Source organism: Streptomyces sp. Rer75 (genome assembly GCF_013414305.1).
GTDB lineage: Bacteria > Actinomycetota > Actinomycetes > Streptomycetales > Streptomycetaceae > Streptomyces > Streptomyces himastatinicus.
In genome coordinates this window covers 3,606,781-3,630,331 of the sequence record NZ_CP058693.1, presented here as the reverse complement: position 1 = coordinate 3,630,331, position 23,551 = coordinate 3,606,781, and the positions used below count along the sequence as shown (strand labels likewise).

Here is a 23,551-nt window from a genome sequence, read left to right as displayed (position 1 = left end):
CAGCGTAGTAAGGCGAGGCGAGCGAGCGGCTCGCTCGTCTTGGCCAGCGGATCACACCTATGTTCGGCGCGGTCGGCGCCGTTCCAGGAGAAGTACGGACAGCGAGGAGCGGGCATGTCGAGGTCGATCACGGCGTCGGGAAGTAAGCCGAAGAAGGCGCCTGCGACCCCTTACCGGGACGGCGACACACCGCTGCACCGAGAGGGCAACTATGTGTGGGCGCCCCTGGCCAAGGACTGGCTGCTTGCCAAGCCGGAGGAACTCGTCCGGCAAGAGTTCATCCACCGCATGCACACTCAGTGGGGCTACGCGCTCGAGCAGATGAGGCAGGAGGTCCGAACCACCTCCGGCCGAAAGTCTGTGCGCGCAGACATCGTGGTCGCTGAGTCCTCCCAAGCGCTCGCAGAGGGGCGCGACTATGTCATGGTTGTTGAGACTAAAGCAGAGAACGTCCCGATTCGCCAGGCGGACTACGAGCAGGGTGAGAGCTACGCGCGGGCCGCCGGTGTTGAGTTTCTCGTGCTGCACAACAGCAAGACGACTTCCTACTTTCGACTTACTCCCAGCTTCCCGGGCGCCAGCACAGAGATCGCCAGTGTCCCAAAGGCTTCCGAAGTCGGAAACCGCAAGCGGCTGGAAGAGATCAGGAGGTCCACAAAGGCTTTTACGCGGGACGAGTTCCAGAAGCTCCTGTTCGACTGCCACTGCATCCTGCGTGATAACCATAAGATGGACCCAGGCGCAGCCTTTGATGAGATCTCCAAAATTTTGTTCATCAAGATGGCCTTTGAGCGCATGGATCGAAGTGAGCTCTTCACTACTGACACCCTGCGCTCCGTGGCGAAAGCCAACCTCCTTCGCGAGAACACCGACAAGCTCCTCGAGAAGCTCTTCGAAATCACGAAGGATCATTACCGAACAGAGCACCTGTTCGGCGACCGGGACCAGCTAAACGTGTCGCTCGCGACGTTCCAGACCATCGTCAAGAAACTAGAGAAGTTCAACCTGTCCGACACCGGGGAAGACGTCAAAGGCCTGGCCTTCGAACGCTTTCTAGGGGACACGTTCCGTGGTGACCTCGGTCAGTTCTTCACACCGAGGCCGATCGTCAACTTCATGGTTGACATGCTGGAGCCACAGGAGGGTGAACGGATCATTGATCCTGCGGCCGGCACGGGCGGCTTTCTTATCACGGCTCTGGGTCGCGTGCGCGACGCCATTGAGGACAGCATCCAGGCGAGCAAGCAGGTTCGGCGGGCTGAGCTCGAGCAGCTGGCCAAGGATGAAAAGTGGAGCGAGGAAACTCTGCTCGAGAAGATCGACGCGTCCTACGTCGAGTTGAACCAGCAATTGGACATCCAGAACGAACACGGCCGCCTACACCGGGCAGCACGTGACTGCATCCGCGGGGTCGACGCGGAGACACGAGCAGCTCGTACCAGCAAGATGAACATGATCATGCATGGTGATGGGCACAGCGGTATCTACCACCATGACGGGCTGCTCGATACAAGGGACGTCTACGAGGGCTCCTTCCAGGTGGTACTCAGCAATCCGCCATTCGGTGCCACGGTGACCAGGGATCAGCTGGTCGGCTCCACGGCCCAGACCAGCGCGCTCAGCGATCCCGCTGCGATCAGGACGTACACCAAGAAGCTTGGGGACCTCTGGCTGACCTCGCAGCGTCGGATGGAGGAGGCAGAGAAGCACAAGCGGCCGATCATAGAGCTCTTCGACATCGGTCGGGAACCGATTTCCGGACCATTGGATTCGGCCAAGGTTCGCTCCTCGCGCAGCACCGAAACACTGTTCGTGGAGCGCTGCATCAGGTTGCTTGAACCGGGCGGACGAATGGGCATCGTCCTGCCGGACGGGATCCTCAATAATCCGTCGATGTCGTGGCTTCGCGAGTATGTGGAGGACCACGCGAAAATCATGGCGGTGGTATCCGTCCCGCAGGAGGTATTTGCAAGCTCCAAGGCGACGGTGAAGACTTCGCTCCTGTTCTTGCGCCGCTTCACAAGTGAGGAAGCAGACGAGCTCGCTGCGCTCAAGGAGCAGGCGGCCAAGGAGGTCGAGGAGAAGCTGACGCCGGAGCGAGAGTCGCTGGCGGTTCTGCTGCGACGCGCGTCCACCTATGACCGTGAGGACCTTGTAACCCTGATTGACGAGATCAGCGACCTTGAAGCCATCGTCCCGTTGCAACGTCAGGCGCTAGCTGAGAAGAAGCGCCAACTGCGCGCTGCGCTGACCGATGACGACAAGCTCCGCGGCAGGGAGCTGACCCGTCAGCATGCGCGCCTGGAAGCGGAACTGGAACGCAAGAAGGAAGCGATGGTCAGAAAACTCGCCAAGCAGCGTTTCAGTTACCCCGTCTTTATGGCGGAAGCGCAGACTGCCGGCATCACGGGCACCGGGGAGACCGGCGATGGCGTTGCAAGCGATCTGCCGTGGATCCTGGAGGAGTTCCGGAAATTCAAGTCCGGCCCGGACGCCTACCGAGAGCATGTCGAAACGAAGCTCGCGCTCGAAAAGACCCAGGAGCCAGCCCTGTGAAGGCGGTGGTTCGCGTCACGTCGTCCCATGTCCTGGAGCGGTGGGACGTCAAACACATCCTCGCTCGGACCTGGCATCGTCCACAGCAGCAGCTGCGTCCTATTGGCGAAGTCGCCGTGCGCCGCAGCGAATCAAGTCCCAGCGGTCTCCGTCTCGGAAGCATCCACTTCGACGGCACCATGTCCCTACGGCCAGCAGGCGCAAGCTTGAAGGGCCGCTCGTTCGTCGCACACCCAGGGGACGTGGTCTTCAGCAAGATCGACGTCCGTAACGGGGCCATCGGAGTGGTGCCCGATGCGCACGGTAGCCTGGCATTCAGCGCGGAATACCCGATCTACGACGTGCGGTCACCGGGGCAGCTACTGCCGGAGTACATGCGTCTGCTGTGCCGTACCGAGGTGTTCCGCAGCCAGGTGGAAGCCCTCGTCGTCGGGCATAGCGGGCGCAAGCGTGTGGCTCCGGAACTGTTTGAAACCCTCACTATCCCTGTCCCGGACCTCGCAGAGCAGGAGCGGATCGTCCGCACTGAGCAAGAGGCGCTCAAGCGCATCGCGGAGTTGCAGTCCGCCTTGCAGTCCGTTCCAGAGGAAGGCATCCGGGAAGTCACCCAGCTGCTCGGACTGTCTGCCACTGATGCAGCCCCGATCCGCTTCCCCTTCGTGGTGGACAGCGGCCGGATGGGGTCATGGTCGGTGCCCGGAGCGGTTCACACCGCCCGCGGGGTGCCCACCACCCTGACCAGCGACTACCCCATTCTTCCTCTCGGGGATCTCGCCACTGTCAGCTACGGTCTGCAGAAGAGCCCCGCCAACCGTCCAGGCCCCAATGCGCGCCCCTACCTGCGGGTGGCCAACGTCCAGAATGGCTACTTCGACCTGACCGAGATCAAGCAGATCGACGTCGCGCCGGACTCGGTCGAGATGTACCTCCTCCAGCCTGGCGACGTCCTTTTGTGTGAGGGCAACAGCGCCGAGCTGGTCGGACGTCCCGCGCTTTGGGACGGCCAAATCCCAGGCTGCGTACACCAGAACCACGTTCTTCGCGTCCGTACGGACCGGGACCAGCTACTCCCCGAGTACCTACTCGCCTATATGCAGACCGTTCCAGCCAGGAGTCACTTCCGACGACGCGCGAAGAAAACCACCAACCTGGCCACTATCAACAGCACCGATGTGCGAGAGCTCGCCATCCCGCTGCCGTCACTTCCCGACCAGGAGAAAATCGCGGACCTGTGGGCTGGCGTACAGGCCCAAGTGCGAGACGCTCGAGAAAAGGTCCGCAAGGAAGAAGCGCAACTCAAGCGACACCTGGAGAAGATGATCAGCGATGGTTCGGTCTGACTAAACTTGGTGATTTCTCGGGAGCACGGAACTGGGCTTCCGAGAAATCACCAATGATGCAGGGTGGGTGTGTTGGCTGCTTGCCACTGGGGCCCGCGGAGTCGTCAGCTTTCTGCGCAGGGCCCAGTGGCTGGGCCGTCATCTCAGCTGATCAGCCCTCGCTCCAGCGCCCGCTGCCGAATCTTCATCAAGCGCTCCGTCCCGTTCTCAGTCTCCGCCTGCCAGATGGTCCATCCGTTGCACGACGGGATGTTCAGCGCCATCTGACCGGCAGTCGACAGAGCGTCGTAGATGGCCCCGTCCTCTAGCTGCACACGCCCGTCCTCGAGCAGAATGGCGTACTGCTTGGGCCGACGACCGGTGGTGCTGATCTTGGTTCCGGGCTTGAGGAGGCCGATAGCTATCAGTTGCGCAGGAGTGATGCCGTAGTGGGCGCGCGTTGCGGCGGTCCGCTTAGCGGTCCGCCCTGCGGGCAGGGGGAATCCCAGTTCCGCGGGGTTCCAAAGCAGTTCGCACAGACGTCGGTACAGACGCTGGCGCTCCTTGATTGCCGCAGGGGGGAAAGAGTCACCGTAGGGTGTCGCAAGCTTCGCCAGGCCATGAGTTTCAATGAAACGCCGAAGGCGTGGATTCCTCTGGTGCGACGTCGGGTGGAGGAGTGCCGCCAGTAGATTCTGCCGCTGGTAGTACTCGATTTTCTTCTCATAGACGGCGTCCTGGTAGCTCGCGTTGTCCGACTTTGAGAGGAGCAGGAGAGCGCCAAGCTGGTTACGCTGGGTGTGAAACTGCTCTTCGCTTCCGGCCTCCTTGTGTCGCTCGTAGTGGTTCTCCCAGATGTGCTCAATCTCGTAGGGACGCCGTCCTTCTTCGAGACCGAGATACTCTGCAGCGCGGTCCGGATTGCCATTCGCGCTTTCAACGAAAGCAGTCATTCGAGCTAGCAGGTAACGCACCTGCTTGCGGTTGTCGCCGCGGAGCTTGAAGGTGTTGATACCCGAGAAGTCATAGCCAAGTTGAGCCGCCTCCTCCCCCAGCAGCTTCGCCAGCTCTTCAAACGTCCCTGCCTCGCGCACGGATGGGACGAGCCGTATGATCTCCGGAAGCAGCTCGACGTTCTGGATCGGAGCGCTGTTAGCCATACGACGAGCAAGAACCAGATCAAGGAACCGAGCGACCAACTGAGCCTTCGAGATGAAGATGCCGTCATCGTCGTCCGGCCTCATGGCTGCCGTTAACAAGGTTAGCTGTGCGGTGAGGCCGTTATCGGCGTTGTAGCGGATCGCTTCTAGGGCCGGTATCCGCTCCGTCGTCGCCCGCTGAATGAGTGAATACCGTTTGGCGAACGGGACGAGGATGTCGGTGATGAACCAGCGGAACTGATCCGGCCGCGTCAGCCCGAGGAGTTCGGCGTGTTCGCGAACCCATTCGTGGAAAGATCCGTCGATCTTCTCGCGATCGGGCGTGTCCGGACCGACGTAGCGTGCCTGCAAGAGCGTCTTGATGAAGTCGCTCGGATGGGCCCCTGCGTTCGTCAAGCCGGATAGCATCTTCCGCCAGGCTTCGTTGAGCTCAGCGTGGTTTTGGCCCGCATGGGACAGCAGAAAGCCCTTGAGGAGGTCAAGCGGCGTCAGCCGTGCGCCCCTGTCGTTCATCGTTTCGAAGATCTCCCAGCCGTTATCCCGGTCGTGCGCCCGGATGTCCACGAGGCAGACCCTGTGCAGCAGCCAGTCGACGAAGAACGGCAGTGGCTCCCCGCGGAGCGTTGCAGGGAAATCTTCGGCAAGATCACACCCCCGTGACCACAGGTTCTTCACGGACAGCGACGCGTCCGCTGGCACCGTGAAGTCAGTCCGTCCCTTCAGGAGCGCTTCCATACACTCGTCCCGTTCCGGAACGTCTAGCGTGAAAGCACGCGTGCCGAACTGCCGGGATCGGATGAGGGGTTCGAGGTCCCGCGCGTCCTCCTCCAGCTCCTCGTTCACGCTGAGCAACCCTCGCAGATGTGTGAGGAGCAAGAGCAGGGACGTCAATCGCTGCTGGCCGTCAACCAGATACGTGCGATCGCTTTGGTACGTGACGATCGACCCGAGGAAGTAGGGACGGTAGGTCTGCACGTCTGCACGTTCGTGACCTGACTTCCACTGATCGAGGAACCGGTCAGTTAGGTCGTCGAGGAGTTCCTGCATATTACGGCGTGTCCAGGTGTACTCCCTCTGGTAGTACTCCAGTCCGTACCTGATGTTCTTGAAGAGCTGACCAACTGTCTGGCCCCGCCCGTCCACAAGTTGCGCATCCCCGCCGTCGTGCACATGCCCTCCCCTGCTCGGTCATAGACACCGGCTAGGAACCTTACGCCAGACCTCGGACATTCCGCCCCTTCTGAGCAGCAACCCTCCGTGGGGAGAGCGGCGACGCCAATACGGCTTTGCTCTGCCCGCCAAGAGTGGACGAGATACGCATCGCCAGCCTCACTCACGGTGGTTCACGCTTTGGGCTGGTCTTCTTGTTGCTGTCGGGGCCGGGTGCGACGTCCGGGCAGGCTGGTGGTTGTGGCCGCTGATCGTGATGCGGCGGGCCGGGGCAACTGCACCCCGCGCCCGCGGGGGTGGTCCCCGGGCGCCGGTCGCGGCGGACGCGTCACCCTGCTCCCCTCACCCGCGGGGGTGGTCCCATCGCATCCGGACTCGGGCGCTCGATCGGGACCTGCTCCCCGCGCCCGCGGGATGGCCCGCAAACCTCTCCTCGCTGGATTCCCCGGCCCGCCGTTGCGTACCACCTTGGACAACCCGGTCCGGACGTTATTTCCGCCGCTGCCGTATCCTCCCTGTGTGGCAACGGTCGATCGTGAATGGGCTTATAGGCTGGCGGGCGAGCTGCTGGAGGAGAGCCTGCCGCGTAGATGGGCGCATACGCAGGGAGTTGCGGCTCGTGCTCAGATGCTGTCGCCGCTGGCCGGTAGCAGCGCCGAGGTTTTGGAGTCCGCGGCCGTGCTGCACGACATCGGGTACGCGCCGGCGCTTGTCGATACCGGGTTTCATCCGCTTGATGCTGCGCGATACCTCCGGGACGCGCACGTGCTGGACGAGCGCGTCGTCCGGCTGGTGGCGAACCACACGTACGCGTTGCTGGAGGCCGAAGAACGCAGGCTCCAAGAGGAGTTGGCCGCCGAGTTCCCGCTTCTCGACGACCCGCTGCTCGTAGACGCACTCGTCTACTGCGATATGACCACGACGCCGGACGGCGTGCCGACCACGCTGCAGGAGCGGCTGGACGAGATTTTGGGGCGCTACGGGGAGGACAGTGTCGTGGGGCGTTTCATCCGCAGGGCGACGCCGTGCATCCACGCGAGCGTGGATCGGGTGCGGGCGGCTGCGGCCGAGGCCGGCGTCAGCCTGTGAGAAGGAGCGGTTATCCGAGGTAGGGGTGCGTGCCGTCCAGGCAGTGGCCGATCTGTTCGTGCATATGCGGGTGGATGTCGAGTGTGTGCAGGGCCGTGGATGTTCTCGACGACGTGTATCGGGCTGGAGTAGACGCCGACGAAGCCCGTGACCTCCGCGAGGACGCCGGTCTCCTCCTCGCTTTCACGCACCGCGCAGTGTGCCGAGCTCTCGCCGATGTCTCGGGGCTCCGCCGAGCAGGGCCCACTGGCCGGTATCGCGACATCGCTGCAGGAGGATGGTGCCTTCATCGTTGACCACGAGCAGGTTGTGGCGGGGATGAGGGTGTTGGCCTTGGGCCCCTGGGACGTCGTAGTACTCGGCCGTGCACGGTTGTCCGCACGGTTTGGAAACGATCGACCACTGCCACCACTGGCCATCAATTGCTCCAAAGGGGAGTAAGGCGTGCGACCGGGTCGGCTGGCTCCAGGAGCGTTGGTGTGGCGGTGTCTCCCCTTCTGTCGACAGGCCTGCCAAATCGGATAAATCACATGCATCCTCGCTCGGACTTTGAAGTTAGTCCCTGAGATGGTTCGGCTGCACCTTGCAGTTGGAACGAGAAGGCGCGATAGACGTAGATCTGTTCGTCGGTCGTGGCGAAATCTGTTCCTGAGGTGGTGTGGCTATGCGAATAGAAGGACCACGGAGGTCGCGCGGCCGTCGAGCCATTTGGGCGACCCTCGGGGTTTCCGCGACGTTGATCATGGTGGCGTGCAATTCAAATGGGCCAACTGGCCGCGGCAGCGGCTCCGCTACGGATGCGGGCCACACGCCGAGTCCAAGGGCGACAGCTTCGCCGTCATCTCTGTCCGCGGCGCGTGAGCAAGCAGCCGCAGCGTACATCGGCATGTGGCGGGGCATGGCAGAGGCGGGAACGACGTCGGACTGGCGGTCTCCGAGGCTGTCGAGGTACGCCACTGGTGATGCGCTGTTGACGATCTCGCGAGGCATGTATGCGGACCACCTCAATGGATTCGTTTACAAGGGAAGGCCGAAGAATTACCCGAAGGTGACTTCGATGGATCCTCCTGCGGATCCGAATACGGTGCTGATCTCCGACTGCGGGGACTCTACCCACTGGCTGAAGTATCGGGCCGATAGCGGCAAACTCGTTGACCATAAGCCCGGCGGGCGCCGGTCGATTACGGCCGAGGTCAAGCGACAGTCCGACGGCGAGTGGAAGGTTACACGCTTCGCTGTTGAGGAGGTCGGCTCGTGTTGAGGCGACCACCGGTCGCAGTGGGCCTGGCGCTGGCGGTAGTGATGGCAGGTGCGGGGCCGGCTCTGTCGGATGATTCGTGGGGTTCTGTCGACTGCACGCAGAACCCGCACCCGGGGTGCGACTTGGGTGCGGGAAGGGGCCCGCAGAAGAACAGCCCGGGCCGCGAAGGAGCTGGCGAATCGCCGCAACGGGGAGGCGGCGGAAAAGGTGACGGCAGCCGTCGCCGGGAGGAACCGGAGAGTTCCAATCCTGACTTCAATCGGTCTGATTGCTCCTATCGACGCAGCGACTACAAGCCGCCCGCGGACGCTCAAACGGTCTCCCACCACGGCCCCACGGTCGGCGGCATCCCGGTGGCTCAGCCAGCGGCGTTCCATGCCCATGCTCGGCGCCCGATGGTCGGGCCGATTGCGGAGCCGAAGCCCGGTGAAGACGGGGCCTGGTATGTGTACAAGTGCGATGCGGGCGGTACACGTGACGCGCTCTACCGGCCCCCGGTGTGGATTCCCGATGGGCCGCAGGCTGATGGCGGCCCCCCGGCAGCTCCGGCCGCGTTGGCAGAGCAGGCCCGCAGCCAGCTCCGATTGCCTTCACCGAAGATCAAGGCGAGCCCGGCGGACGAGCAGTTGGTGACCTTGCCCACGTGGCTGTGGCTGGAGCGCGACGCTTGGCGGAAGGTGACGGCGACGGCGTCGGTGCCGGGGGTGTCGGTGACCGCGGTGGCGCGGCCGACCTCCGTGGAGTGGTCGATGGGCGACGGCGGTTCGGAAGTATGTCATGGGCCTGGTACGCCCTACCGTTCGAGCGAGGCGTCCCGGCAGGATGCGAATCCTAGGAAGCCGTCACCGGATTGTGGATACACCTACCACTCCTCCTCGGCTGAGCAGCCGGATAACGCCTATCGGGTGTCGGCGACCATGCATTGGTCGGTGACCTGGTCCGGAGCTGGTGAATCCGGCGCCTTCCCAGGTTTGACGGCGACCTCGAATGCCTTGTTCCGCGTCACGGAAAGCCAGGCAGTCAACACTGACGACCAATGAGTCTGCCTCTCTCCTGGCGATCGGGGGAGGGCGATATCACCCACAACAGTTTTGTGATCACCGGGCTGCCCGGCTCGGTGGCCTGTGCCAGGAGGCGGTTGTTGATGAGCACGCGAACGTATCTCCCTCCGCAAGCCCCGCTCCCAGAGGGCAGAAATTCTGGACCGCGACGCCCAGAGGCGAAGGCGGAACCGTCCCGGCTAGTCGGCGGTCGGTGGCGACGCCGCGTGTCGTACCTCCCGCTGGGCGCGCTCTTGGTACTCGGCTGTTCGGCGGGCGGTGTAGTGATGGCCCTGAACCTGGGGCACCGGCAGGCAGCGCTGGCGTTAGCACACCCGGTCACGGTGGGACAGACGCTGATGGAACAAGACCTGCGGGAGGTGAACCTCGCCCGAGGCAGTGGGCTCGTAGCGATCTCCGCTGGATCGACCGACCAGGTCGTCGGGCGCCCGGTGGCTTACAGCATGCCCAGGGGGACGTTGCTGACGGAGTCGGTGCTCGGTGAGCGGCAGATCCCACCGCGAGGGAAGGCTGTGGTCGCCGTGGGGTTGAAGGAGGGGAGGTTTCCTTCGGCCCTGGAGCGGGGGAGCCGGGTTGCCGTGGTGCAGGTGACGGAACCCGGGGGAGACTCCACGAAGCCTCCGCTACCGAAGCCCTCGTCCCCAGTGTGGTACGCGACGGTGGTCGCGGTGTGGGGCAAGGAGCGCGGGCAGACGGCGGTCGTCTCCTTGCAACTCGGTGAGGACGAGGCGCGCGAGGTAGCGGCTCTTCCCTCGGACAGCGTCAGTGTGCTGCTGGTACGTGAGGAAGCGCTGTGACGCTCGTGGCCGTCTGCAGCCTGAAGGGTTCACCAGGGGTGACGACCACGTGCGTGGCGATGGGGGCCCGATGGCCGACCGGGGAGCGACCGGTGGTGGTGGAGTGTGATCCTGCCGGAGGCGATCTGCTGGCCCGATTCCGCCTGGCGCTGTCGCCGGGCTTGGTGAGCCTGGCCGCTGCAGCCCGCCGCTCTGCACATCCGGGCCTGGTGTGGCAGCACACCCAACGGCTCCCCGGCGGGCTCCCGGTTGTGGCCGGGCCTCTAGGCGCTGCACAGACACGAGCAGCGCTCGGCGAGATCAGCGACGCCCAGGCGTTGGTGTTGCGTCGGTCGGCCGACACGCCGGATACCGCGGTGATCGCCGACTGCGGACGACTTGATCCCGACTCCCCGGCCATGGCCGTCGTGCGGGCGGCAGACGTGATGCTGCTCCTGGCTCGAGCGCGTGATGACGCTCTGTCGCACGTCGCGGTGAGACTCGAGGAGGCAGCGCACTGGTCGCGGCGCCCGTGTTTCGTGCTAGTCGGTGACGGCTGTTCGACGGGGGAGGTCTCAAGGGCGCTGGGGATCGATGTCCTGGCGCATATCCCGGAGGACCCGAAAGGCGCTGGGGCCTGCGCGGGGCTGCCTTGCCGGCGTGCGACACCGACTCGTTCCGCTCTGGGGCAGGCCATCGTGGACATCGCCGCCTTGGTGTCCGCCCACGCCCGTTCCGAGCCCACTGCCTGGGGCGGCCATCGTCTGCCCTGGTTTGGAGCAGTAGCGCGGTTCAGCCCGCCGACGCGGCGGGTGAGGGCACCGATGCCTTCACCGAAAGGGGTACCTCCTGATGATGCAGCCCGGCGATGAGCAGGCTTCCTGGTCTACTCCGGCCGGGTCAGGCGACCCGCCGGGGGAGGAACAACGGAAACCGGGAGTGAGACTTCCAGGACCGGCAGATCTCGTCGGCGCCGGAGTGCCTGTGGATTCTCCTGTGGAACAACTGCGACGCAAGCTGCGTCGGGAGCTGTCTGCGCGACTGTCCGAGCAGATCCGAGCTGAGAAGCCGTTGCCCTATCGATCACGGTGATCACTGGTTCGAGTGCAGTGACTCGGTTGGGTGATCTCCAGCCGAAGCAGGCATGAAAGCAGGGCCTCCTGCCCAGCTCGGGATTGCTGAAGTCCTTCGAGCGTCAGGAGGCCCTGTGCCGCAGTCTTGCGTTCCGTTGTCCTCGTCGTCCAACTCGGTTGCTCGGTCGTGTGATTGCCTCGCGCACGTGTACGGCAATGCGGGGGATCGTTCGGACAGACGGCCTCGGTATCCGTCGGACATGACGGACGCCGAGTGGGCCGAGGTGCGGGGCTTGCTGCCGGTGCCGGGATGGCTGGAGGGCAGGGGCGGGCAGCCGGAGGGCTACTGTCACCGGCAGATGATCGACGCCATCCGCTACCTCGTGGCCGGCGGCATCACGTGGCGGGCGATGCCTGGCGATTTCCCCGCCTGGGACCGCGTCTACGCCTTCTGGCGGCGCTGGCGGGACAACGGCCTGATCAGCGAGTTCCACGACCGGCTGCGTGACCGGGTCCGCGAGGCCGGGGGACGGGACGCGGAGCCGACGGCCGCGGTCATCGACGCGCAGTCGGTGAAAGCCGCCGCGTCGGTGTAACCGCCAGCCGGGGCTTCGATGGCGGCAAGAAGGTCAACGGGCGCAAGCGGCACATCGTGGTCGACACTCGGGCTGCTGCTGGCCGTGATGGTCACGGCAGCGTCGGTCACCGACCGGGACGCGGGCCGGGTCCTGCTGGCCCGGCTGCGGCACAGGCATTGGCGCGTGGCCAGGGTGTGGGCCGACGGCGGTTACACCGGGCCGCTGGTCGACGTCGCCCGCAGCCTCTGGCAGATCGCGCTGACGGTGGTCAAACGCAGTGACGGTGCCTCCGGGTTCACCGTGCTGCCCAAGAGATGGCTGGTCGAGCGCACGTTCGCGTGGCTGATGCGCTCCCGCCGCCTGGCCCGCGACTACGAGAGCCGCACCGACAGCGCGGAGGCGATGATCTGGTGGTCGATGAGCATGGTCGCGAGCCGCCGCCTGGCCCGGCAGCCTCACTGAACCTGCCCGGCACCGTCTCGGCCAGCCAGCCCCGCGCGGCCAGGCGCTTGACCTTCGACCGCACCCCCTCGACTTTCGCCGGGACTACCGCCAGACCGAGTGCCGCAGCGAGCTGCCGACAGTCCACCGCCTCCCCGCCCTGGTCGGCCACGATGGCCATGATCCGCCGATAGTCCGGCGCCAGTACGCCGACGTCGAGTCCTTCCCTCCACACCGGCACCACCGAGCCGGGCACCGCACCCACGACCGGCCGCTCTCGCCCATCAGACACGGTCACCGGTGCATCCCCGCGGCCGCTCGGCTCCGCCAGGACCTGCCCGACCGTCTCACGAGCGATCACGAACCGCTCCAACGCGGCCTCCGCTTCCCGCAACTCGGCCTGAAGAACCTCCACCCGCTGCTGGGCAGCACGCTCGCGTTCCTCCAGCAACCCCATCACCGACGGCACACGGCACCTCCACCGAGGAGACAACACGACACGCCATCACTGCCGCACGAGAAACGGACTATGCCTGGCCAGCACAAACGCAGCAGTCACGCTCGGAAAGACAACGGCTTCTGATGAGGAAGCGGGCCGTCGAGAGGTTCCGGTGAGCGAGCGTCGCAGACAGGCGGAGGCGATCCTGGCCGATGCCGCTGAGGATCACACCCGGGTCCAGTTGGGCCGCGGTGGCAGTGTCGTACCGCCGGACACCGAAGCGCAGATCATGGCGCAAGTACTGGATGAAGTGTTCGGCATGGCAGGGCTGGAGCCGCTGCTGCGCAACCCGGAGATTGAGAACATCAACATCACCGGTGACCGGGTCTTTGTGCGCTACGCCGACGGCCGCCGTGAGCAACTGCCTGCCGTGACGGGGTCGGACACCGAGCTCATCGAGCTCATTCGCGATCTGGCCGCGCGCTCGGGAGTGGAGGAGCGCCGTTTCGACCGAGGGACGCCGGGAGTCAGTTTCCATTTGCCTGGTGGAGAGCGTGCCTTCGCCGTGATGGCGGTTACCACCCGCCCGTCCTTGTCGATCCGACGGCACCGCTTTCAGGAGGTCACGCTCGATGGGCTGCGTGAGCTGGGGACGGTCGACCAGGCATTGACATCTTTCCTCCGCGCTGTGGTCCGTGCCCGGAAGAACGTGTTGATCACCGGGGGGACGGTGATGGGGAAGACCACCATGCTGCGGGCCTTGGCCAACGAAATTCCTGCGTGGGAGAGGTTGATCACGATCGAGGACACCTTTGAGCTCGGCCTGGACGCCGACCGCGAGAGGCATCCGGATGTGGTCGCGATGCAGGCGCGCGAGGCCAACGTAGAGGGTCAAGGAGCCGTCACCCAGGCGGAACTGGTGCGGTGGGCGCTGCGGATGTCGCCGGATCGGGTCATCGTCGGCGAGGTTCGCGGACCTGAGGTGATCCCGATGTGCAACGCCATGAGTCAGGGCAACGACGGCTCCATGGGCACTCTTCACGCTTCCACCAGCCGCGGGGCCTTCACCAAACTGGCCGCCTACGCGGTCCAGGGCCCGGAGAAGCTCCCGCTGGAGGCGACGAATCTCCTGCTCGCCTCTGCCCTGCATTTTGTGGTCCACCTGGATAGGGGGCGAGACGGAGGCCGTGTGGTTGCCTCGGTCCGGGAAGTGGTCGACGCGGACGACAAACAGGTTGTGTCCAACGAAGTCTTCCGGCCCGGCCCGGATGGTCGAGCGGTGCCCGGGGCGCCCCTGCGCGCCGAGGTGGGGGGAGACCTTGCCGTCGCCGGGTTCGACGCAGGTCTGCTCAAGCGCCCGGAATGGGTATGGCGGTCATGAACGGCTATGTGGCCCTGCTGGGCCTGTGCGGACTCGGGGTGGGCATAGGCCTGATCGTGCTGGTGAGCGCCTGGCGCGGCAAGCGTACGCCCGGTGCCCGAATGTGGAGCTGGCGTAGCCGCCGCTTGGTGCGTCATCCATCGCGAACGCGGTGGTGGCTGGTCGCGGCCGGCGCGGCGGCAGTACTGGTCGGGGCCGTTACCGGCTGGGCGGCCGGGGCGCTGCTGGCCGCGATGGCCACTTGGAGCGTGCCTTACATCCTGGAAGCGACGAAGGCCGATCAGCAGCAAACAGCCCAGATCGAGGGCATAGCCGGGTGGACCGAGATGCTCCGCGACACCCTTGCTGCCGCAGCCGGCCTGGAGCAGACCATCATGGCCACCGCACACACCGCGCCCAAAGCCATCCGCCCCCACGTGCTGGGGCTGTCGGCCCGACTCGCCGGCGGAGAACGCCTGGCAGAAGGGCTGCGGCGGTTGCAGGCCGACCTGGACGATCCGACTGCCGATTTGGTGATCGCCGCGCTGACGCTCGCCTCACAGCACCAGGCACGTCAGCTGGCCCCCTTGCTGGGCGAGCTTGCGGCCACTGCGCGAGCGCAGGTCCAGATGCGCCAGCGGGTAGAGGCCAGCCGTGCCCGGATGCACACCACGGTTCGCGTAGTGGTGGCGACCACCCTGTTCTTCGCCGGGGGACTGGTCCTGCTCAACCCGGAGTTCCTGAGCCCGTACGACTCTGCCACCGGGCAGCTGGTGCTCCTGCTGGTCGGTGCGATCTTCACGGTTGGGTTCGTCTGGCTGCGTCGGATGGCCCGGATCGAGAAGCCTGAACGATTCCTCACTGAATCAGCACCACTGGGTGACGCCATCGAGTACGAAGGGGCGAGCCGGTGACAGGCCTCATCTTGCTGTCCGCCGGTGTGGGCGCGGGGCTGTGGGCGCTGGGGGTGTGGCTCATACCGCCCCGGCCGCCCCTGGACGAGCTCCTCACCCGCCTGCGCACCGAACCCGCCCCGCCTCCGGTCGCTCGTACCGGCCGTGGTGGGTGGGCACAGTGGCTCGGGCGGCCATTCGTCGGGGGCCTGCGGAGTCTGGGATTGCCCAATAGGCCGCTCATCAGAGATCTGGCGATCACGGAGCGTTCGGTCGAGGTCCACCTAGGCGAGAAGGCGGCCATGGCGCTGACCGGCCTTCTGCTGCCTGCTGTGGTCGAGTTACTACTGACCCTTGGCGGTCGCCCCCTTCCGTGGACCATGCCTCTGGCTGGGGCGCTTGCGTTCGCGGTGGGCGGCTTCCTCCTACCGGATGCCATGGTGCGCTCCGAAGCGGCCAAACGCAGGGCCGCCTTCCGCCACGCGCTCAGTGCCTTTCTGAACCTGGTCCACCTCCTGCTCGCAGGAGGCGCAGGGGTTGACGGGGCGCTCGCGGACGCGGCCAGGGTCGGGCACGGCTGGGCTTTCCAGCACCTGGGCCGGGCGCTGGACCTCGCCCGGCTCACCCGTACCTCCCCCTGGGCGACTCTGGGACAGCTCGGCGATGAGCTGGACATCAATGAACTGTCCGAACTCGCCGCCGCGCTCTCCTTGGCCGGCACCGAAGGCGCCAAAGTCCGCACCTCTCTCGCCGCCAAGGCCGCCGCGCTGCGTCACCAAGGAGGCAGCGAGGCCGAGGCCGAGGCGAACGCGGCCACCGAACGGATGACGTTGCCAGCGGCGCTCATGGCGGTCGGCTTCATCGTCTTCGTTTTCTACCCCGCCCTCACCCACGTCACCACCTCGCTGTGAACGCGAGGCCGAGAAGGAGCCCTGCTATGCCCTCGCTGCTGAACTCGATGCTGACGCGCGCCGCCACCCGGCTGCGCGAGCTGGCCCACGATGATCGCGGATACACCTCGGAGACCGTGATCTGGATCGCCGTCCTCTCCGCGCTCGCCTTGTCCGTCGGCGCGCTGATCGGTCCGGAGATAGTGGACGCGGCCCGTAACATACGGTTCAAGTAGGCCACCCGGATGACAGCAATCACGGCCTTGCGCCTACCTCGCCCCGTTGGCCTCTCACAAGGCCGCTTCCTGGGTAGACGTCGACTGTTCGAGCGGGGCCGGGACGATCGCGGGGCCGTTACCACCGAGATCGTGCTCGTTTTTCCGCTGTTGTTCACCCTGGTCCTGGTGATCGCGCAAGTCACCGTCTGGGCGCACGCCGCCCACATGACACAGGCCGCCGCCTCGTACGCCCTGTCCACCACCCGCGTGGAAAACGGCACCGCCCGATCCGGCAGGACCGACGCCCAACACCTCCTGGTCCAACTCGGCAACGGACCGCTGCAGGACGTGCGCATCGGCGTGACACGCGACACGAACAGCGCTTCGGTGCGTGTGGAAGGGACCGCCGCCAGCGTCGTGCCGTTCCTGCATCTGCCGGTCCACGCAGAAGCGGTCGGCCCGCTGGAGAAGTTCCAGCCCGCCGACCAGGCCGCGCCATGAACCGTCCTCCTGTACCTACCTCCTCGTCGAACCACCAGCGCGGGCTGGTGATGGCCCTCCGTAGTGACCAGGGGTTGGCGACGGCCGAACTCATCTTGATCATCCCGGTCCTGATCCTGGCGGTGTGGTTCCTCGTCTACTGCTCGCGGCTGCCCGACGCACAACTGCGCCTTGAGGACGCAGCTCATCAAGCCACCCGCGCTGCAAGCCAGGCTCGCAGCCACTCCACCGCTGCCCTTCGGGCCCGCTCGACAGCCGCCGCAGCACTGGACCAGGCAGGCATCGCCTGCCAGTCCCTCACTGTGGACACCCACGGCAATCTGCATTCCGGCTCGACGGTGGCCGTGACCCTCACCTGCACGGTCGGCCTGCACGACCTCGCCCTGCTCCAGCTTCCCGGTACAACCACGCTCCAGGCCCGCTTCGCCGTACCGGTCGATGTCTACCGCGGCAACGCTCCCGGCGGCGCCACAGCGACCTCCACCGACTCCGCGCAGGAGGCCCCGTGAGCCAAGAAGCCAGTCCTGTTGCCCGGGTACCTGGCCTGGCCGATGATCACGGACAGATCGTCGTATTCGTTGTCGTCATCACAGCGCTCGTCGTGCTGTTCGCCGGCTTAGAAGCCGTTGTCTTTCCGAGCGTGACTGCTGCGTTTGTGCTGGCCAGGCATAGTCCGTTTCTCGTGCGGCAGTGATGGCGTGTCGTGTTGTCTCCTCGGTGGAGGTGCCGTGTGCCGTCGGTGATGGGGTTGCTGGAGGAACGCGAGCGTGCTGCCCAGCAGCGGGTGGAGGTTCTTCAGGCCGAGTTGCGGGAAGCGGAGGCCGCGTTGGAGCGGTTCGTGATCGCTCGTGAGACGGTCGGGCAGGTCCTGGCGGAGCCGAGCGGCCGCGGGGATGCACCGGTGACCGTGTCTGATGGGCGAGAGCGGCCGGTCGTGGGTGCGGTGCCCGGCTCGGTGGTGCCGGTGTGGAGGGAAGGACTCGACGTCGGCGTACTGGCGCCGGACTATCGGCGGATCATGGCCATCGTGGCCGACCAGGGCGGGGAGGCGGTGGACTGTCGGCAGCTCGCTGCGGCACTCGGTCTGGCGGTAGTCCCGGCGAAAGTCGAGGGGGTGCGGTCGAAGGTCAAGCGCCTGGCCGCGCGGGGCTGGCTGGCCGAGACGGTGCCGGGCAGGTTCAGTGAGGCTGCCGGGCCAGGCGGCGGCTCATGACCATGCTCATCGACCACCAGATCATCGCCTCCGCGCTGTCGGTGCGGCTCTCGTAGTCGCGGGCCAGGCGGCGGGAGCGCATCAGCCACGCGAACGTGCGCTCGACCAGCCATCTCTTGGGCAGCACGGTGAACCCGGAGGCACCGTCACTGCGTTTGACCACCGTCAGCGCGATCTGCCAGAGGCTGCGGGCGACGTCGACCAGCGGCCCGGTGTAACCGCCGTCGGCCCACACCCTGGCCACGCGCCAATGCCTGTGCCGCAGCCGGGCCAGCAGGACCCGGCCCGCGTCCCGGTCGGTGACCGACGCTGCCGTGACCATCACGGCCAGCAGCAGCCCGAGTGTCGACCACGATGTGCCGCTTGCGCCCGTTGACCTTCTTGCCGCCATCGAAGCCCCGGCTGGCGGCCGGCACCGACGCGGCGGCTTTCACCGACTGCGCGTCGATGACCGCGGCCGTCGGCTCCGCGTCCCGTCCCCCGGCCTCGCGGACCCGGTCACGCAGCCGGTCGTGGAACTCGCTGATCAGGCCGTTGTCCCGCCAGCGCCGCCAGAAGGCGTAGACGCGGTCCCAGGCGGGGAAATCGCCAGGCATCGCCCGCCACGTGATGCCGCCGGCCACGAGGTAGCGGATGGCGTCGATCATCTGCCGGTGACAGTAGCCCTCCGGCTGCCCGCCCCTGCCCTCCAGCCATCCCGGCACCGGCAGCAAGCCCCGCACCTCGGCCCACTCGGCGTCCGTCATGTCCGACGGATACCGAGGCCGTCTGTCCGAACGATCCCCCGCATTGCCGTACACGTGCGCGAGGCAATCACACGACCGAGCAACCGAGTTGGACGACGAGGACAACGGAACGCAAGACTGCGGCACAGGGCCTCCTGACGCTCGAAGGACTTCAGCAATCCCGAGCTGGGCAGGAGGCCCTGCTTTCATGCCTGCTTCGGCTGGAGATCACCCAACCGAGTCACTGCACTCGAACCAGTGATCACCGTGATCGATAGGGCAACGGCTTCTTAGCCCTCGACGGCGGTTTGGCCCTCGCTGCGAAGATCCGTGCCTTGGGCAATGCACAGGAAGCCGCCCGCGCCGGTGCCCAGGCAATCGACGTGGACGCCTACCGGGCCGACGGCACGGTGCGCCTCCAACCTGATCAGGCTCGTGTTCTGGCCCACCGCTACCTTGCCACCAACGGTGACGCAGGCACCGTGACGGTCACCGATCAGACGGTGACAGTTGCCATCACCGTGCAACAGCCCACGCAACTGCTCCAAGTGGCCGGCCTCGACACGCTGACCGTGACCGGGGCCGGCACCGCCCGCCCTCGCCACGGCGTCGACACACCCGGACAGTGAGAGACGCGGATATGGCCCAACCTGATTGCCACCAGAGGCTGCGTCAGCTCGGCCGAGCAGTCCGTGCTCTGCTGGCCGCACTCCTTCTCCTGACCTTGGTGGTTGGCACCCCTTGGGGGCTGGTGCGCTTCATCGGCTGGCCGCTGCCGGATCATCTGGCCACTTGGAGCGAGGTCCAAGACCTGCTGCTCACGCCGCTGAGCACCTCCTTCCTCCTCAACAGCCTGGCGTGCTTGCTGTGGCCCACGTGGGCCGTCTTCGTCCTCGACGTTGCCCGCGCCACCCTCGACATCGCGCACACGATCGCGTGGCCGCAGATACGTCCGACGGATCCAATGCACGCCCTGGCCACCGCACTCGTGGGAACCATTGTCCTGACACTCGCCACCAGCCGATCCACCCTCCCGGGCACCCCCACCCAGGCCACTACCGTGGCCGACCACTCCGCGGCCACTCTCAGCTCGCCAGCACCGGCCCCACTGGTATCAAGCCCCAAGGCCCAGACCCCGCAGGTCGCGCCGGCCACGATCGTGGTACGTCCGCCACACGACGGCATCTACGACAGCCTGTGGCGCATCGCGGAGCGAGAACTAGGCGATGGACACCTGTGGCCGAAGATCTACATTCTCAACAAGAGCCATCCCCAGCCGGACGGACGAGCCTTGACCACGCCAGGACTCATTCGTCCTGGTTGGATTCTTCGCCTCCCCGACACGCCTCGACACCCCCGACCCGGCCACGACGACCACTCGCCCGCGAGCCCGGACCCTTCTCCCCGCCCCACCACGCCGGCGGCACCAAGCACTCAACCTGCTCCGTCCACGCCGCGACCCCCCTCACGCACCGCCAACGACCCCGCCCACCAAACCAATCCCGAGCCTGGGATTTCCTTGCCCACGGGGGCGTTCGTCAGCCTCGGCCTGGCTGCCTTGATCACCGCCGCCTGTCTCTCGGTGCGATGGCGTCGCCGCATGCACTACGACCCTGGCAGCGGCCGGCGTGACGACCTCGTCTTCACTCCCACCGTTCGCGCCCTCCGCGCCGCCAACGACCAAGCACGCCTCTTCACCGACACCCCAGACTTCACACACACCCCGTCTGCTGGCCCCACACACGAAGCCGCCTCAGGCGAACACCCCGTCTTGACTGCTCCGCCGAGGACAGAACGGGTTATCGCCACCAAAGACGGCCAAGCCCGCGCCCTCGATCTGGCACGCACCCGCGGCCTCGGGCTGGTCGGCCCCGGAGCCTTCGATGCCTTCCGTGCCCTGATCATCACATTGCTCGCCGAGCGACACAGCCCACGGCCAGCCACGGTCATCCTCATCCCCGCCCAGGACGTCCACCTGCTGGTCGGCGAGAACGCCCCACTGCAACCGCAACTCAGCCGACTGCACATCGTCGACAACCTGGATGCGGCGCTGGACAGGATGGAAGCCGAACTCCTCACCCGCGCCCGCCAAGACACCGCTACTACGAGCGACATCCCCCGCTCGGAAGAACTCGTGCTGGCGGCCACACCCGTCGCACATCTCCAGCGACGCCTGCAAGCCATCCTGGACAACGGCTCAAGCCTTGGCCTGGCCGGAGTACTCCTCGGACAGTGGCGCCCCGGAGAAACGGCCCGCATACGCTCAGACGGCACCGTTGCTGCAACCAGCGGGCCTCCGGCCAACTCTCTAGCGGAGGCACGGCTGTTCACCTTGCCATCTCCCGACAGCCAGGCCCTGCTCGGTCTGCTCAGCGAAGCTGACGCCCCTGCCCCACGCGCACAACGTTTGGCCCCGACCGAAACAGAAGTGCGTCCCCCACCAGAAGCAGATGGCGCCTCCCGGATGGAGTCCGCCCCTTCACCCTGCGGGCCAACAGACTCTCCTGCTTCCTTGTCGACGAACCCCCGCCGCACCGGCGACGCCCAGCCCAGCGACACTGGCCCACGGCCCGCGCCGAGGTCCGAACCGGGCAGCCATACATCCTCGCCTCCCGATCCGCATACTTCTCGGGAGACGAACTCACCGTTCCCCGAGCCGCCACGCGACACCGGCACACGCGATCAGCGATGGGCAGACGCGCCGCCTCACAACCCACCGAAACCCTCCGACGGGGGCGAACAGCAGAACCCCTCGCCAGCCAGCACTACGCGACCATACGTTCCGTTGATGATCAACGTCATCGGCCACCTCCGAACGACGTATCGCCGTGGCGACCACCATGAAGACATCACCAGCGCCTTCGCACCCCGGCAGCGCGAAGTCCTAGCCTTCCTTGCACTACATCCCGAGGGCGCGCGACGGGAAACCCTGACCTCCCTCCTGTGGCCGGAAGCCCCCGCTGACCGTCCGCACAACGCCCTCCATGCGACGCTGAGCCAACTTCGCCGGGCTCTGCGCACCGCAACCCACGGGACCCTCACTGATGTGATCGCTCGCCGCGACGACGGCGCTTACGCCCTCGATCGCGACCAGGTCAGCGTCGACCTATGGGAGGCAAACGACATCCTTGACGCCACTCGACCGCACCACAGCACCGAGCACCGACTCGTCGCCGTGCAACGTCTCGACGAGCTCTACCTCGGCGACCTCGCGGAAGGAGTGAACGGTGAGTGGATTGAAGCCCCCCGAGAGTCCCTACGCCGCGACGTGCTGGATGCCTACAGCGCACTGGCCCACACGATCGACGAGACCGACCCGGAGCAGGCCCTCGACCTGCTGGAGCGCGCCCGTACGCTCGACCGATACAACGAGGTCATCTACCAAGAAATCGCACGCCTCCAGGCGCGCCTTGGTCATCGTGAGGCCGTCACACGCACCCTCGCTCTGCTCACCACGACCCTCGCCGAACTCGGTGAACACCCCAGCCCGGAGACAGCATCGCTGTGCGAGTCCCTCCAACGCCCTCGTTCGACCCACCCCTCCCGCGACAAGACCAGCTGACGGCCGACCACTGCGGTACGTCCGTCAGATGCCGCACCAGCCCACCCAAGGCCCATCGTCCGGCTGACCGGCTGCGGCCGAGCCCGGTATCGAGCTGTGAAGGTGAGCGGTCACCCGAGATAGGGGTACGTCCCGGCCAGGTAGTGGCCGATCTGTTCATGCATGCTCGGGTGGATGTCGAGCGTGTGCAGGTCGTCCGGGTGAACCCACCGCACGCCGTCCGCTTCATCGTTGACCGTGGGCTCGCCGCTGACCGGGCGGCCGATGTACACGACCTCGAACTGTTGCCGGATCTCGCCGTCGGTGTACGCGACGATGTGCGCCGGGTTCGAGTAGACGCCCAGAAAGCCGGTGATCTCCGCGACGATTCCGGTCTCTTCCTGGCACTCGCGGACCGCACACTGGGCCGGGCTCTCGCCGATGTCCTGGGCACCGCCGGGCAGGGCCCACTGGCCGGTGTCGCGGCGTCGCTGGAGGAGAACGGCGCCTTCGTCGTCGACCACGAGCATGTTGCTGGCGGGGATGAGGGTGTTGGCCTTGGGGGCCTTGGGGTCGTGGTAGTACTCGGTCCTGCCCACGGTGGTTGCTACTCCTACTGGTCGGGCGTCCAAAGGCGCGCGGTCGTCCAGACGGCCTCGAAGCTGTCGCCGTACCGTTGGAACCACTCCCCACCATCTGTCTGGCGGAGCTGGAGAATCGGGTTGGCGCTGGCCGGCTGGCCCCAGATGTGGGGGTTGACCATGAGGTGGTCGTCGTATCGGAAGATCGAGTTGTACAGCGTGGTGTCGTGAAGGCGCACCTCGCAGCCCGGGTAACCGACGAGGTCACGGTAGTACGTGAGGGATGCCCTGATCTTGGCCGCGAGCGTGTCTCCGATGCCCTCCTCACGTCCCCGGATGCGGACCGCTTCCCCGTTCGGGTCGCCGAAGCACAGCCGCACGCGAACGCCTGCCTGCGCTCGTTCCTGGAGCATCCGCGCGATGTGCGGGTTCGTCTGTGCGAAGAAGGTACCCGAGAAGACGAGCACGTCGATTTGCTTCATCGCTCCCAGGAGGAGGGACAGCCACAGGTCGCGCGGGACGCTGGCTCGGTTGGGGTGGGTGTCGACGAGCTCCGTGCGGTCTGAACCCAGCCGCTGGGTCCCCTGCCCGTTCTCGGGCCAGAGGTATGCCTCGTCGACGCCCAGCAGGTTTGCCACCGTCCAGCGGTGCCGTCGGTGGGGCACTCGGCCACCAACCCACCGACTCGCAGTCTTGGGGTCCACGG

21 protein-coding genes and 1 pseudogene are annotated in these 23,551 nt (G+C 66.0%); 17 read left to right on the top strand and 5 right to left on the bottom strand.

What is annotated here, in order from left to right; genetic code table 11:
• Positions 1–114 precede the first annotated feature (114 nt).
• Positions 115–2,556: an N-6 DNA methylase gene (locus HYQ63_RS15455; protein WP_179934340.1), complete on the top strand. Its 2,442-nt coding sequence runs from the start codon at positions 115–117 to the stop codon at positions 2,554–2,556.
• The gene (locus HYQ63_RS15450) at positions 2,553–3,896 is read left to right on the top strand and encodes a restriction endonuclease subunit S (protein WP_179934339.1); all 1,344 of its coding nucleotides are present in this window, start codon (positions 2,553–2,555) and stop codon (positions 3,894–3,896) included. Before HYQ63_RS15455 ends, HYQ63_RS15450 begins: the two co-directional genes overlap by 4 nt.
• Before the next feature lie 143 nt (positions 3,897–4,039).
• Here HYQ63_RS15450 and HYQ63_RS15445 read toward each other — a convergent pair whose 3' ends face one another.
• On the bottom strand, positions 4,040–6,205 hold the full coding sequence (locus HYQ63_RS15445) for a DUF262 domain-containing protein (RefSeq protein ID WP_179934338.1): 2,166 nt from the start codon (positions 6,203–6,205) through the stop codon (positions 4,040–4,042).
• Between the two features lie 519 nt (positions 6,206–6,724).
• On the opposite strand from HYQ63_RS15445, the gene HYQ63_RS15440 reads away from it, so the two are divergent.
• The 13 genes and pseudogenes from HYQ63_RS15440 to HYQ63_RS15385 all read left to right on the top strand — a co-directional run bounded on the left by HYQ63_RS15440 (position 6,725) and on the right by HYQ63_RS15385 (position 17,998).
• The gene (locus tag HYQ63_RS15440; protein WP_257231872.1) at positions 6,725–7,294 is read left to right on the top strand and encodes an HD domain-containing protein; all 570 of its coding nucleotides are present in this window, start codon (positions 6,725–6,727) and stop codon (positions 7,292–7,294) included.
• Between the two features lie 898 nt (positions 7,295–8,192).
• Positions 8,193–8,555, top strand: coding sequence for a hypothetical protein (locus tag HYQ63_RS44035; protein WP_218929567.1), 363 nt, complete (start codon positions 8,193–8,195; stop codon positions 8,553–8,555).
• Between the two features lie 395 nt (positions 8,556–8,950).
• Complete coding sequence (locus tag HYQ63_RS44030; protein WP_257231871.1) at positions 8,951–9,595, top strand: hypothetical protein; 645 nt, start codon at positions 8,951–8,953, stop codon at positions 9,593–9,595.
• 227 nt (positions 9,596–9,822) lie between these two features.
• Positions 9,823–10,413 carry a flagellar biosynthesis protein FlgA gene (locus HYQ63_RS15430; RefSeq protein WP_179934336.1) on the top strand — a complete coding sequence of 197 codons (591 nt, stop codon included), beginning with the start codon at positions 9,823–9,825 and terminating at the stop codon, positions 10,411–10,413.
• A gap of 1,312 nt (positions 10,414–11,725) precedes the next feature.
• Positions 11,726–12,505, top strand: a pseudogene (locus HYQ63_RS46025) (IS5 family transposase).
• Between the two features lie 590 nt (positions 12,506–13,095).
• A complete protein-coding gene (locus tag HYQ63_RS15420; protein ID WP_257231869.1) occupies positions 13,096–14,304 on the top strand; it encodes a CpaF family protein in 1,209 nt (402 codons plus the stop codon).
• Positions 14,292–15,197 carry a type II secretion system F family protein gene (locus HYQ63_RS15415; protein WP_218929566.1) on the top strand — a complete coding sequence of 302 codons (906 nt, stop codon included), beginning with the start codon at positions 14,292–14,294 and terminating at the stop codon, positions 15,195–15,197. Before HYQ63_RS15420 ends, HYQ63_RS15415 begins: the two co-directional genes overlap by 13 nt.
• A gap of 281 nt (positions 15,198–15,478) precedes the next feature.
• Positions 15,479–16,087 carry a type II secretion system F family protein gene (locus tag HYQ63_RS15410; protein ID WP_257231868.1) on the top strand — a complete coding sequence of 203 codons (609 nt, stop codon included), beginning with the start codon at positions 15,479–15,481 and terminating at the stop codon, positions 16,085–16,087.
• Positions 16,088–16,113: 26 nt separating this feature from the next.
• Positions 16,114–16,302 (top strand): hypothetical protein, encoded by a 189-nt coding sequence (locus tag HYQ63_RS15405; RefSeq protein WP_179934334.1) that lies wholly within the window; start codon positions 16,114–16,116, stop codon positions 16,300–16,302.
• Between the two features lie 9 nt (positions 16,303–16,311).
• Entirely contained in the window at positions 16,312–16,785 is a 474-nt protein-coding gene (locus tag HYQ63_RS15400; RefSeq protein ID WP_179934333.1) for a TadE/TadG family type IV pilus assembly protein, read from the top strand.
• On the top strand, positions 16,782–17,294 hold the full coding sequence (locus HYQ63_RS15395) for a TadE/TadG family type IV pilus assembly protein (protein WP_218929565.1): 513 nt from the start codon (positions 16,782–16,784) through the stop codon (positions 17,292–17,294). The genes HYQ63_RS15400 and HYQ63_RS15395 overlap by 4 nt, the downstream gene beginning before the upstream one ends.
• Complete coding sequence (locus HYQ63_RS15390; protein ID WP_179934332.1) at positions 17,291–17,479, top strand: hypothetical protein; 189 nt, start codon at positions 17,291–17,293, stop codon at positions 17,477–17,479. The genes HYQ63_RS15395 and HYQ63_RS15390 overlap by 4 nt, the downstream gene beginning before the upstream one ends.
• Before the next feature lie 36 nt (positions 17,480–17,515).
• The gene (locus HYQ63_RS15385; protein WP_179933186.1) at positions 17,516–17,998 is read left to right on the top strand and encodes a hypothetical protein; all 483 of its coding nucleotides are present in this window, start codon (positions 17,516–17,518) and stop codon (positions 17,996–17,998) included.
• On the opposite strand, the gene HYQ63_RS15380 is transcribed toward HYQ63_RS15385, so the two are convergent.
• Positions 17,964–18,744 (bottom strand): IS5 family transposase gene (locus HYQ63_RS15380; protein WP_257231867.1). Its coding sequence is split into 2 segments (ribosomal slippage): positions 17,964–18,339 and positions 18,338–18,744, totalling 783 coding nucleotides; the frame shifts between segments, so codons are not numbered across the junction. The two genes, HYQ63_RS15385 and HYQ63_RS15380, sit on opposite strands and share 35 nt — an antisense overlap.
• A 314-nt stretch (positions 18,745–19,058) precedes the next feature.
• Between HYQ63_RS15380 and HYQ63_RS15375 the strand changes: the two genes are divergently transcribed.
• Positions 19,059–19,352, top strand: coding sequence for a hypothetical protein (locus tag HYQ63_RS15375; RefSeq protein ID WP_218929564.1), 294 nt, complete (start codon positions 19,059–19,061; stop codon positions 19,350–19,352).
• A 1,124-nt stretch (positions 19,353–20,476) separates the two neighbouring features.
• Here HYQ63_RS15375 and HYQ63_RS15370 read toward each other — a convergent pair.
• Positions 20,477–20,902 carry a hypothetical protein gene (locus HYQ63_RS15370; RefSeq protein WP_179934330.1) on the bottom strand — a complete coding sequence of 142 codons (426 nt, stop codon included), beginning with the start codon at positions 20,900–20,902 and terminating at the stop codon, positions 20,477–20,479.
• Between the two features lie 609 nt (positions 20,903–21,511).
• Here HYQ63_RS15370 and HYQ63_RS15365 point away from each other — a divergent pair.
• On the top strand, positions 21,512–22,285 hold the full coding sequence (locus HYQ63_RS15365) for a hypothetical protein (RefSeq protein ID WP_179934329.1): 774 nt from the start codon (positions 21,512–21,514) through the stop codon (positions 22,283–22,285).
• A 110-nt stretch (positions 22,286–22,395) separates the two neighbouring features.
• On the opposite strand, the gene HYQ63_RS15360 is transcribed toward HYQ63_RS15365, so the two are convergent.
• Positions 22,396–22,863 (bottom strand): NUDIX hydrolase, encoded by a 468-nt coding sequence (locus tag HYQ63_RS15360; protein WP_179934328.1) that lies wholly within the window; start codon positions 22,861–22,863, stop codon positions 22,396–22,398.
• A gap of 14 nt (positions 22,864–22,877) precedes the next feature.
• A complete protein-coding gene (locus HYQ63_RS15355; protein ID WP_257231866.1) occupies positions 22,878–23,483 on the bottom strand; it encodes an XRE family transcriptional regulator in 606 nt (201 codons plus the stop codon).
• Between the last annotated feature and the right edge of the window lie 68 nt (positions 23,484–23,551).